The 12,306-nt window shown below is 29.8% G+C and carries 11 protein-coding genes; all 11 read right to left on the bottom strand.

The features are described 5' to 3' along the window. Positions 1–129 precede the first annotated feature (129 nt). Positions 130–741: a sugar transferase gene (locus tag N4A42_RS04615; protein WP_294070560.1), complete on the bottom strand. Its 612-nt coding sequence runs from the start codon at positions 739–741 to the stop codon at positions 130–132. Between the two features lie 69 nt (positions 742–810). Continuing rightward, a complete protein-coding gene (locus tag N4A42_RS04620; protein ID WP_294070563.1) occupies positions 811–1,944 on the bottom strand; it encodes a glycosyltransferase family 4 protein in 1,134 nt (377 codons plus the stop codon). 4 nt (positions 1,945–1,948) lie between these two features. Beyond that, the gene (gene asnB / locus N4A42_RS04625; RefSeq protein ID WP_294070566.1) at positions 1,949–3,853 is read right to left on the bottom strand and encodes an asparagine synthase (glutamine-hydrolyzing); all 1,905 of its coding nucleotides are present in this window, start codon (positions 3,851–3,853) and stop codon (positions 1,949–1,951) included. 6 nt (positions 3,854–3,859) lie between these two features. Further along, entirely contained in the window at positions 3,860–5,011 is a 1,152-nt protein-coding gene (locus N4A42_RS04630; protein WP_294070569.1) for a glycosyltransferase, read from the bottom strand. 95 nt (positions 5,012–5,106) lie between these two features. Continuing rightward, on the bottom strand, positions 5,107–6,201 hold the full coding sequence (locus N4A42_RS04635) for a glycosyltransferase (RefSeq protein ID WP_294070572.1): 1,095 nt from the start codon (positions 6,199–6,201) through the stop codon (positions 5,107–5,109). Positions 6,202–6,232: 31 nt separating this feature from the next. Beyond that, positions 6,233–6,817 carry a serine acetyltransferase gene (locus N4A42_RS04640; RefSeq protein ID WP_294070575.1) on the bottom strand — a complete coding sequence of 195 codons (585 nt, stop codon included), beginning with the start codon at positions 6,815–6,817 and terminating at the stop codon, positions 6,233–6,235. A 4-nt stretch (positions 6,818–6,821) separates the two neighbouring features. Then, positions 6,822–7,751 (bottom strand): hypothetical protein, encoded by a 930-nt coding sequence (locus tag N4A42_RS04645; protein ID WP_294070578.1) that lies wholly within the window; start codon positions 7,749–7,751, stop codon positions 6,822–6,824. A 5-nt stretch (positions 7,752–7,756) separates the two neighbouring features. Beyond that, on the bottom strand, positions 7,757–9,190 hold the full coding sequence (locus N4A42_RS04650) for an MBOAT family O-acyltransferase (RefSeq protein ID WP_294070581.1): 1,434 nt from the start codon (positions 9,188–9,190) through the stop codon (positions 7,757–7,759). A gap of 8 nt (positions 9,191–9,198) precedes the next feature. Next, positions 9,199–10,173, bottom strand: coding sequence for a hypothetical protein (locus N4A42_RS04655; RefSeq protein WP_294070584.1), 975 nt, complete (start codon positions 10,171–10,173; stop codon positions 9,199–9,201). Positions 10,174–10,349: 176 nt separating this feature from the next. Continuing rightward, complete coding sequence (locus tag N4A42_RS04660) at positions 10,350–10,868, bottom strand: GDSL-type esterase/lipase family protein (protein WP_294070587.1); 519 nt, start codon at positions 10,866–10,868, stop codon at positions 10,350–10,352. A gap of 223 nt (positions 10,869–11,091) precedes the next feature. Next, entirely contained in the window at positions 11,092–12,306 is a 1,215-nt protein-coding gene (locus N4A42_RS04665; RefSeq protein WP_294070590.1) for an O-antigen ligase, read from the bottom strand.

Genomic DNA, 12,306 nt, shown 5'->3' on the forward strand with positions numbered 1-12,306 from the left:
TATTATAACTTATCCCAAATAAAGACGATAAAAAGCAAATATTTACGTTGTTAAATTAATAGCTGCAAAGGTTTATAAACTAAAGAATTATAGTTGATTTAACTAAAAACTTTTGTTATAAAAAGAGTGTTACTTTTTTTCAGTACCCATAAATTCTGGCATAGGCTGGTTAGAAGATGCGTTAATATCTTTTTTAGCAACAACGTTTTGAATAGTTTTAAAAAATATTTTGAAGTCTAGCATGAAGGATTGATTATCTACATAATAAGTGTCAAGCTTAAACTTTTCTTCCCAACTTATAGCGTTTCTGCCATTGACTTGTGCCCATCCTGTAATTCCAGGAGTAACATTATGTCGTCTAAATTGTTCTTTAGTATAACGTGGCAGATATTTTGGAAGTAGAGGACGAGGGCCAATTAGACTCATGTCCCCTTTTAGCATATTAAAGAGTTGAGGAATTTCATCTAATGAATAACGTCTGCATATATCTCCAACTTTGGTTATTCTAACATGATCTGGTAATAGGTTGCCTTCGGCATCCTTTTTATCGTTCATGGTTTTAAGTTTAATAATTGTAAAAACTTTCCCATTCTTTCCTGTTCTAGTTTGATAGAAAAATGGTTTTCCATTGTTAGCTATGGCTAATAAAACAATAATGGTGATGATAATTGGAGATAAGATTAATAGCCCAACTAAAGCGATTGCAAAGTCAATTAATCTTTTAAAAAATAACTTATACATAATTGGTTGTTTTTTTGAATGTTAATTGATGTTTTTTAACTTAAAAAATTAAAAATATTCTATGATAATTCACAGAAGTGATTTATTGATGAGTTCTATTAAATCGTTATTAATAATATTCACGTCAAAACGCTCTTCAGCATATTTTCTACTATTAATCCCCATTTCCTTAATTTTATTAGGATTTGTAATAAAAAACTCCATGGCATCTATCAATGCTTCTAAATTTTGAGGCTCAATTAGTCTTCCATTAATGCCGTCTTTTACGGATTCTCTACAGCCTACAGAGTCTGTAGTTAAAATAGGGTTTCCACAAGCAAGGGCTTCTAAAGTGGTTCTTGGTATGCCTTCTCTGTAATAACTAGGTAGTACAAAGATATCTCTTTGGTGAAGATGTTTGTCTACATCCATTTGCCTGCCATGAAAAATAATGACTTTTTTCTCATGTAAGTCGTGTAATTCATCTTCACTAATAGCACTTGGTGAAGTTTCTAAAGCACCAATTACATGAAACTCGGCATTAGGATACTTTGGTTTTAATGCTCTAGCAGCATCCATGTATAGTGCTATTCCTTTTTCTTTTATTAATCTGGCAATAAGTAAAAAGCTAACTTTATCTACTGGATTTTTTTCTTTAAATGTAAATTCATTTAAGTTTACTCCAGATCCACTAACAAAAGCTACAGGTTGTTTTTTAGAAATTACTTTTCTGTCTAAAAAGAGTTGATGATCGTCTTTATTTTGAAATACAATAAACTTATTCTTTCTAATAGATAGTTTATATAACGTCTCGTTAAACCTTTGTAAAATACGTGCTTTGCGAGTAAGACCTGTAAAAGCAAACCCTAGACCTGTAATTAATGATATTACAGGTGTTTTATTCATGTTAGCGGCTATAGATCCATATATAACTGGTTTTACAGTATATGGGAAAACTAAATCTATTTTGTTTTCCTTCATTATGGATTTTAGTTCTAAAATAGATTTAAAATCTTTAAATGGATTTAAGCCAGTACGTTGAAGATTGAATTCAATAGGATGGGCTCCGCGTTCTTTTATGAGTTGTAAATCTTCTTCGGTATAACTTGGTGATGCTGTAAAAACTTCAAAATCATTGGCAACTAAACTTTTAATAAAATCGCCTCTAAATCGAATTAATGAACCTGCGAAAGATGCTATAATAAGTATTCTTTTTTTTTCCATTGTTTTAGTTTTCATTTAGAAAATTAAATTTATACCATTTTTGAAAACAGTAGTAAGACCAAACTCTAAACGTACTGTCTTTTTTACTATCTAAGTGATCTTGCACTAGTTTTGTAATAACATCAACTTTAAAAATGCCTTGTTTTTTAAGCATTTCTGGTTCTATATAGCTTTCTAATTCTTTTCTAAGACTTTGTCTTAACCAATCACCTGTTGGTGAGCCAAACCCACTTTTACCTTTTTCTAGAAAATCTTGAGGGAATTGATCTCTAAAGGCTTCTTTTAAAATATATTTTTTGTTCCAGCCTTTCATTAAATAGCTTTCTGGCAAAGTATTGGTGAATTCCCAAATAGACTTATTCAAAAATGGTGCTCTACATTCTAAAGACGTTAACATACTTGTTCTGTCTACTTTAGCAAGCATACCGCCTTCAAGGCTTAAAATTTTATCTACCAATCTAAAATCGGTTAGACTTTCAATTTTTTGTTTGCCTAATACTTCTTTATATTCTTTAAATAAATCACTGTCATAATAATCGTCTTGCATTATTTCTGATAGAAGTTTGCTAGTATTTGCTAAAGAAATAATGTCCCAATAAAAATCGCCTTCATAATTAATAGCATTCAATAACTTATTAATTTGAAATCGTTTTCCACGCGTATCATCTTTATTAATCAAGTATTTATTACTCAGTTTGGCAATGGTTTTATGCAATGCTTTTGGTACAACACTTGTGTACCTTTTATTCATTTTACCTATGTAATATTTGTTGTAACCACCAAAAACTTCATCACCACCATCGCCAGTTAAAGCTACTGTAACATGTTCTCTGGTTTTTTCGGAAAGTAGGTGCGTAGGCAAGGCTGCAGTATCTGAAAATGGCTCATCAAAATTTACTAATATTTCATGAATATTATGTTTAAGATCATTTTCATCTATAATAAATTCATGATGATTACTATCTAACATTTTCGCAACCACACGAGATTTATCGGTTTCATCATAAGATGCTTTCTTAAATCCGATAGAAAAGGTATCAATCTTTTTACCTGTAGCTTGAGATAAACAAAGCGACACAATAGATGAATCTACACCTCCAGATAAAAATGTTCCTAAACCTACATCTGCAATAGACCTGCTATCTACACTGTTATAAACTAATTCTTTGGTTTTTGCTTTGGCATCTTCAAAAGAAATATTTGCTGTTTTTGGAGCAGGCTCGTGGTTGATTTTGTGTATGTTATATTGAAACGTATTAAAATCGTATTCTAAATAGTGATTGGCTTCTAGTTTATGTATGCCATCATATATAGTATATGGTGCAGGTATATATGTTAATCTAAAGTATAGATTTAAACCTTTCTTTGAAATATTTGGTTTGTAATCTATGGTCTTTATAATAGACTTTAATTCTGAAGCCCATAAAAATTGATTATTATTTTGTGTATAATACAGTGGTTTTTCACCAAAGAAATCTCTAGCTATAAATAGTTTATTTATTTTTTTATCATAAATACTGAAGCCGTACATACCATCTAACCACTGAAATGATTCAACACCATACTTTTCGTAAGCTTTTAAAATGACTTCAGTATCACTAGATGTGTTAAATGTTACTCCTTCAGATTCTAATCTAGATTTGATAGATCTGTAATTGTAGATTTCACCATTAAAAACGATAACAATTTGCTTATCATCTGTAAATATGGGTTGCTTACCTGAAGATAAATCAATGATAGACAAACGACGCATAGCCATGCCTACCGTACAATTGTTGTTTTGTTCTGAAAAAACGCCATCTTCATCTGGTCCTCTATGTAGAATGAGATTATTCATAGCGTTAAGCACTGAGGACATTCTGTCTTCGCTTATTTTGGTTTTATTTATAAGTCCGTTAATTCCGCACATATACTTTTAGCTTTTAATAAATTGGTTGAATTGGCTGTAGATAGATTTTAATTCATAAGCCTTTGCTCGTTCTAAACTTAAACGACTAAAGCGTTCTCTTTCTGTTGGGTTGGTATGATAATAGTCCAAAGCTTTGCTTAAACCTATATGATCATCATTGTTTACAAGTAAGCCATATTTACCAATAAAAAACTCACCATTTTTTATATTAATTGGTTGATTTTCGTTCAATAATTCTAACGGACCAGATAAACAATTAGTAGATACACATGGTAACCCTATTGCCATGGCTTCTATTAATGCATTTGGAAAACCTTCTGTGAATGAGGATAATACAAAACATTCATTATTTATAAGGTATTCGTTTACTTTCTTTACTTTGCCCTTTAAAGATATCTGATCTTCTAGCTTAAATTTAGTAATTTCCTCAGTTATATATGTTCTTAAATCTCCATCTCCAAGAATAGAAAAATCATATTTTAACTTAGATTCTTTAATGGCTCTAACAACCATTATTTGGTTTTTTCTCTTATTGATAGTGCCAGCAGTAATGAGTTTTAATTTTTTCGTTTCAGTACTTAATAGTTCTGAGTTTATGGTTTTATTAGGTAATTCTATTGGATTGTAAATAACTTCCATCGGAATTTTAATGCCAAAATTATCTTTTAGATCATTGTTTATGTAAACAGAGTTAGAAAATAACTTATAACATTTATTATAGAAAATAGGGTAGAAGATTTTGGAAATATAAAAAGATAATTTACTGGTAACATTATCTGATGGAAATCCTCTTTCGCTAATGATTGTTTTTACTTTTTTATTAAAGGTGGCAACGATACCATTTATTAAATTCGGAAATGCTAAAAATGAAATAGAAATTTCTATATTATTCTTCTTTATAAAGCGATAGTATGTAAATATAAAGCGTATAGAATCGAAGATTTTTTTGTGAAAAGGTCTTTTAGGAGATTTGTTGCTCATAGCAAAAATCTCTACTCCTTCTGGAACAGGGAAATGTAAGACCTTATGAAATAAAACTAAAGTAACGTTATAGTCATTTCTAAGTTCTTTTAAAAGTAAACTTATTACTTTTTCTGCGCCACCACTTGCTAGTGAGATACTTAGGATTGCAATATTTTTTTTCTGATTTGGGGTCATAAAATAAATATCTTATGGATTGATATTATACATATTAGTGCCAAACATAGCAACAATTAAACGACTACACTTATTTTATCGATAATTGTAGGTTTTTAATGTTTAAAGGATAAGGAATTATTTTTTAGTACTCCTATAAAAAGATCTTCGTATTCTTTTAAAATCTTATCGCTATTGAATTTTTTGTAAACAGACTCCCTAACAATTTTAGGATCCCAAACTTTTTCCTCATTCAACTTTTCTAAAAATTCCTGTTCATTTTCCACGATATAACCATTAACACCATTTGTTATAATTTCTTTGGTTCCGCCAGGAGCATTAAAAGCTATTACTGGTGTGCCGACAACGCAGCTTTCTAAAACTGCATTAGGAAAACCTTCAACATATGAGCCTTGAAGGAAAATATCGTTTTCTGAAAAATGTTTGTTTAACTCGTTTGAAAACTCAATGTGAATGATTTTTTTTTCTATTTCTAGTTCTTTAGCTTTATTAAAGATTTGTTCTTTCAAATTACCATTACCAATGATAGTATAAATAAAAGGTGTTTTTAGTTTTGAAAGTATTTCCAAAATACGTTCATATCCTTTGACTTCTGTCAATCTCCCTACTGTAATAAATCTTTTCTGACCTATCCTTTGTCTATTTTTTTTTATTATAGGTAAGCTAGAAATAGGGTTATTAATAACAAATGTTTTTTCCTTTGGGACATTATAGTTTTTTATCATATCCTCTGCCATATCCTGGGATTGACAAATAAGCTTGTCTAAATTTTTGAAACCATCAGGTAAAAAATATGCAGGAGACCATTTTCTAGGTTTTTTTTCATTTTTGCGTTTGCTTAAAACTGTAGATTCTCTTCCAATAAATTTTGTTTTTCTAAACAGTGGTGAAATTATTGACATGGCTGTGTTAACATGAGATATGGAGCTAACCACAATGTCGGGTTTTAAGCGTGAAATTGTTGTAATTATAAAGGGTATAGCGGTAAGGATTCTAGACTTTTTTAAGTAAATGGTATTTGTTTTACTTACATCATAAGCATTATCCTTATTAAAGCCTGCTATTACGAGCACAGGATCAAATATATCTCTATCTATATTATTTGCAACAAATGAAATTACACGTTCTGCACCACCTGGCACTAATGAAGGCAAAACGAATAGAATTTTTGTTTTTTGATTGGGTTTCATTTTTGGCTTGGATTTAGAAGGATTTAAAAAACTACTGAATGTGTTTTATGATTTTTCGTATGTCAATAGCTTTTATCTTTTTTGCAGGATTTCCGGCAATCATAATGCCTTCTTCTTCGAAAGATTTGTGAACAACTGCATTAGCACCTATAGCACAATTATTTGCAATTTTTATGTTACCATAAATTTTTGCTCCTGGTGCTATATATATATTGTTACCTAACTGTGGAGCTTCTTTTTTACCTCCAGATGCACCAATGTTTACACCAGCATGTATACGACAATTGGCACCTATTGATGAAGCGGAATTAACAACAATAGTGCCGTAATGTACAATTGAAAGTCCTGGTCCAAAGACATTAATAGGAATTGAAAAGCCAAGTTTTATAGATGTTTTTTTGAATCTGTATCTTAAATAATAACAATAGATTTTGTGAATTCCTGTTTTTTTGCAATTTGTATAATACTCTAACTTTCTTAGTAATTTTTGAAACGTCCATATTGGATTTGGCGAGATAAAATTTATTAGCTTATTCTCAAGACTAGAGCATTTGATACCTAGAGCAACTTTATCTTTATTAAGATAGTTTTTATAATCAGATTTAGATTTAATCATTTTATTACTCCTTTCCTTTTAAGTATTCATTCAACCCAATCGTGATTTGATCGGCTACTTGTTCGTGTCCATAGCATGTCCAATGAGAATCGTAATCAAATGTCCATGATTTATTATCCATACTAGAGTCTAATACGATGGTTTTAAATCCATGTTCTTTAGCTAACTTTATAAAATACTCGTTGGTTTTAGGGTGGAAAATTAAAATTTTGCTTGATGTTTCATAATTAGTTTTAATGAACTTAAATAATTCTAAAATTTCATTTTTAAACTTTAATGCCTTATCAAATTCTGGTTCTTTTATTTCATTTTCTTTATTCTTATTTGAAAAATTAATCGGATATCTATTATAAAAGTAGTAGAGTAATTTCCAATTGTATAGAATTTTTTTTAATCCTGGTGATTTCATTTCACCATATATTATCTGATTGTTTTCTAAGTTTAGTTGAGTAATATCTCTCATTTTTTTAATCTCGGTAACACTCTCATAAAAATCATTATCATTAATATAAATTAAGGTTTGTATAGGATGTAATGAGTCTAAATGTTTACTGATTTCCATAGCCTCAATAAAAGACACACCTGACCTTCCTGCTTCCATAAAATTGTAATCCGACATTCTTTTCTTTAATAGCGAGCCTTGATGACACTCATTAGGATTCATAAAGTTTTCAATGTAAGAATCGCCAATAATAGTTATTAATTTGTCAAAAGATGAGGGTAAATCACCTGGCCAGCCTAATTCGTTAATCTTCCATTTATGGTCGCCACCTTTCCAATAACCAGTTTGATTTATAAAGTATTTTTGAATACCTGTATTATCTATTGTTCTTTTTGGTATATCAGAAACAGCATGAGTAAACCTTACGACAAATTCACCTACTATTAATAATAATAGAAAAAATAAAATACAGTTTTTAATAAACTTTTTCATCAAACTTAGAATTGAAAGTAAATAAATTCTTGCTGTTCACCAGTAAAGCTAAATATTAATACAACCAGTAAAAAATAGAAACACCATCGAACAGGGCGTTTCATAAAATCAACTTTTTCAATAGCATACTCACCAGATCTTCCTAACCACTCTATAAACGTAAAGAAAGCTACCAATCCTAAAATTGTCAATGGGAAGATTTCTGGTGTAGTAAATAATGATGTTGTAAACATGTCTTTAATGTATATAAATGCATTTGTTACATTATCTGCTCTAAAAAATATCCATGCAATTAAGGTTATGAAAAATGTTGTTGTCATTTGAAATACCTCCCTTATTGTTGGTAAATATTTTCCTTCTGCAACAAGGTTGGTGTTTACTCTATTCTTATTTAAAAGAAGAAGGGGTAAGAAATATATGGCATTTAATGCACCCCAAACTACAAACGTCCAATTGGCACCATGCCAAAATCCGCTTACAATGAAAATTATGAATGTATTTCGGACTTTCATCTTTGTACCGCCTCTACTACCACCTAACGGAATGTATAAATAGTCTCTAAACCATGTTGACAAGGATATGTGCCAACGTCTCCAAAATTCTGCAATATCTCTTGAGAAGTAAGGAAAAGCAAAGTTCCGTTTTAGATTAAAACCAAATAGACGCGAGATACCAATAGCTATATCTGAATATCCGGAAAAATCACCATAAATTTGAAAAGCAAAGAAAAATGCTCCCATAAGAAGTGTACTACCAGAATAATCCTCTTGATTATTGAAAATTATATTGGCATAAGTTGCACAATTATCAGCAATTACAACTTTTTTGAATAATCCCCAAAGTGCTTGGCGTAACCCATCAACAGCATTTTTATAAACAAATTCTCTTTTTACATGAAATTGAGGTAATAGGTTAGTGGCTCTCTCAATAGGTCCGGCAACTAGCTGAGGAAAAAAGCTAACAAAAGCCATAAAAGCTAGAAAATCTTTGGTTGGCTCTAATTTTTTATTGTATACATCTATGGTATAGCTTAAGGTTTGAAACGTATAAAAACTAATTCCTACAGGAAGAATAATATTTAATGTGTTAATGCTTAGCTCACTACCAAAAAAGGTGAAGGAGTCAACAAGACTATCAACAAAGAAGTTGTAGTACTTAAAGAAACCAAGGAATCCTAGATTTACACAAATACTTACCCATAGTAAGGCCTTGCGTTTGGATGGTTTCTCTTCAGATTTAAGCTTTAAACCTATAGTGTAATCTACTAAAGAGCTAAACAAAATCAAAAACAAAAATCTCCAATCCCACCAACCATAGAACACATAGCTTGCTATGGCAATCAAAAGGTTTTGATGTTTAATACGCTTATTACCAATGAGCCAATATATAGCGAACACTATAGGTAAGAAGATGAAAAATTCTATTGAATTAAAAAGCATAGTAGTTATTAATTAGTTTGATTGGTTTTTATAATATCAGAGAGTTGAAGACTAATTTTTTTTGCACCTGTGAGGTTAGCATGGTGATGATCTGAAAAGTCTTCATCTGAGTATTTGAATATTTCAGCTTTATAATGATTTAAATCGTAAAACTTTACATCAGTAATGTTTTTAAAATAGCTTTTATAAAAATTCTCTTCATCTGCATTATCATCTAGTTTAAGTCGAGTAGGAGGATAAGGAGTTCTTAAAACTATTAATTTAATTCCTTTAGATTTGGTTAACTCTTTTATCTTATTAAAATAAGTATTAAATCGCTCTTTATTAAAAGGTGTATTATCAAAATTGGGTACAGGACTCAAAGCAGCTATTTTCTTTTTAGTAATAATTACCGTATCTTTTAAATACCCTTTATACCAATCAGTCTCAGGTGCTTTTTGAGCAGCCTTAGAGAAAAGAGTTATAATATCTTGTTTTATGTAATTATTAAACTTCATTAATGGGATAAAATAGTTAGCTATTCCATTGCTTCCATAACCATTAGAAATTAATTCAAATTTATTTGATGAAGATTTAAAAAAGGAAGCATTTGAGAAAATCTGATAATAATCGTGTCTGTCGTCGGACAGATCTAAGTATGTTTCAAGAACTATATATTTAGGATTTTGATGATTTAATATTTCAACTAAAGAATGATAGGACTCTGCTATATCTTGTGCAGAAGTTCCCATGTTAAATGATTTTAGTTTTAATACAGAGTCTATGACTTTTGGATTAAAACCAGTATACGATCTACTTGATCCTAAAATTATTAGATCGTAAGTGTTTTTATTTTCATAAATGTTATTCCACTTTAAATAATTTTTATGGGTTTTTTCCTTTATGGCTTTATATGCAGGGTATTCGTACTTTAATACAATCAAAAGATTGATTAGCACAAAGAAAAAGAAACCATAGGCTATATGTTTCAGAAATTTTTTCATCTAAAACAAATGAATATGAGTCTTATAATAGACTAATTTTACTTGGGAAATAACTATTCGCATTTCTCTTTTAGATTTGGGTTGTTTATATTGCAAATATGACTAACAATGTCAAAAAATCAAAATTATTCCTTTAACTGTCAAGTAATTACTTTTATCTGCAATAACAGTTATTATTAATCGGATAATTGGTGGTTTTTCATTTCCATAGCGAGTATTTTCTTCCATTTAAGATACCCTATACCATTAAGGTGAATTCCGTCTGTGGTGTAAGAATCTTTGAGGTTATTGTTAGAGGAAAGTATACCGTTTAAGTCTAAATATTTCACATCATGTGACTTGCTTAATTGAATAAGTCTTGAATTCAGATTATTCACTTTTATATTTATAGAATTTGCATTTTCATAACTCTCAGAAACAAAGAGTGTACTTTGAATTATCGGAATAATATTCTCGGCTTTTAAAATGCGAACGATATCCTCATAATTGGCAAGAATTTCATCAACATCTATGTTAAAAAGAATATCATTTATTCCGCCCATTATAAAACAGTATTTCGGTTTTAAACTAGTAACATGATTTAGTCTGTTTTTAAAACCCGCAGTAACATCTTTACCAATACCACGATTAATAATATCTGTTCTATTTAACAATTCGTTCCAATTAACATTTTGAGTTATTGAATTGCCGAGCATTACGTAATTACATTGCTTTTTTGAGTAAACCTTATATAGGTCTAGTTGTCTTTTATATTCTCTGTTTGATTTATAATTGTGATTACTGTCTTTGAATAGGATTAATCCTAACTTACTTAAGTAGTTGTTTTTTACAACTATGACAGCGAGAAGTATTAGTAATACGACATTTAATATTTTATGATTGATTTTAAACATCAGTAATTAAAATTGGTTTAAAATTTCACTCTTCAATTTGTGTCACATCCTCCTCCTCGTTTTCTTGAGCAAAATCTATTTTATAGCCAATGTACATAAAAAAGGCTATCAAATATGGTTGGTTAATTATAGTTTGGAGACTAAGCATAAATATGCACATAGCAATTAAAAGAGGTAAAACAAAGAATCTTGTTTCAATTGAAGATTTTATAGCCCTAACAAAGTAAGTAAAGAGCATTCCTAAGAAAAACAAAAGTACAAATAAACCAGCATCTGCCCAAACACCTATAATTGTATTATGACCGTGTTTAGAAATTGCAAAATCTACACCATTGCCAAAAAAGGGATTTTCGTATACGTAAGTTAAAAGTTTCGCAACCAACTCATTTCGGCCAGAATCATCAACCTTATCAAAATTGAGAGATACTATATTAACAATGTTATTTATTTTATCACGTTGCTGCCCAACTAAATCTAGGTCTGCCGTTAAGTTGTTTAAGTTGAGTAAAAATATATAGAGGACAGGTATTAATACAATTCCTATAAGAAGTCTTATGCCTTTAAAAAAGTTGTGGTTTAACATTACCAATGATACAATAAGTACCATGAAGCCTGTATTTGAAAAAGTTACAAATAAGCTATAAAACATAGCAAATAATAATGCCAATTTTAAAATGTAAAGCATTTTATTTTTCGGCTGAAAAACCTTGTAGACAAAAACAAAAGCTATTATTGAAGTTAAGGCCATGTTATTTGCATCTCCGTAAACTCCTTGTGCCCTGTCTACGGTGTATATATGTACACCACCTTTATCTAAATCAAAGTTTATATTATACCAATGAATACATAATAGACAAACGATTATAAGACATATAAATGCTACCTTTTCAAATAAAACTCTATTTTCTGCAAAACTTAGGTAGTAGTAGAAACCAACAACATAAAATAAAGGGATAATGCTGACAATTATATTAGAAGGATGATCGTGAATAATTCCAGCTGTCATACCAATTGTAAAATAAAGTATGAAAAAAATTATCCACATTTTAGCTGTTCTAGAGAATTCCCCATGATTTTTAAACAAAAGGACAATACCTAAAACGAGCAGGCCTAAATTTGCATAAGCCATTATCTGAGCATATACATCATATACTAAGATACTTATTAAAACCTGTGCATTAAATAAAGTAAAAACAAAAGGTAACAGAAAACAGATATGTATTAATGTCTTTAGTTTCAC

The organism is Winogradskyella sp. (assembly GCF_025210595.1).
Lineage (GTDB): Bacteria > Bacteroidota > Bacteroidia > Flavobacteriales > Flavobacteriaceae > Winogradskyella.

Excerpts from the sequence above, each read along its gene's own strand:
- N4A42_RS04615 (WP_294070560.1), bottom strand. The coding sequence starts at position 741 with ATGTATAAGTTATTTTTTAAAAGATTAATTGACTTTGCAATCGCTTTA.
- N4A42_RS04620 (WP_294070563.1), bottom strand. The coding sequence starts at position 1,944 with ATGGAAAAAAAAAGAATACTTATTATAGCATCTTTCGCAGGTTCATTA.
- asnB (WP_294070566.1), bottom strand. The coding sequence starts at position 3,853 with ATGTGCGGAATTAACGGACTTATAAATAAAACCAAAATAAGCGAAGAC.
- N4A42_RS04630 (WP_294070569.1), bottom strand. The coding sequence starts at position 5,011 with ATGACCCCAAATCAGAAAAAAAATATTGCAATCCTAAGTATCTCACTA.
- N4A42_RS04635 (WP_294070572.1), bottom strand. The coding sequence starts at position 6,201 with ATGAAACCCAATCAAAAAACAAAAATTCTATTCGTTTTGCCTTCATTA.
- N4A42_RS04640 (WP_294070575.1), bottom strand. The coding sequence starts at position 6,817 with ATGATTAAATCTAAATCTGATTATAAAAACTATCTTAATAAAGATAAA.
- N4A42_RS04645 (WP_294070578.1), bottom strand. The coding sequence starts at position 7,751 with ATGAAAAAGTTTATTAAAAACTGTATTTTATTTTTTCTATTATTATTA.
- N4A42_RS04650 (WP_294070581.1), bottom strand. The coding sequence starts at position 9,190 with ATGCTTTTTAATTCAATAGAATTTTTCATCTTCTTACCTATAGTGTTC.
- N4A42_RS04655 (WP_294070584.1), bottom strand. The coding sequence starts at position 10,173 with ATGAAAAAATTTCTGAAACATATAGCCTATGGTTTCTTTTTCTTTGTG.
- N4A42_RS04660 (WP_294070587.1), bottom strand. The coding sequence starts at position 10,868 with ATGCTCGGCAATTCAATAACTCAAAATGTTAATTGGAACGAATTGTTA.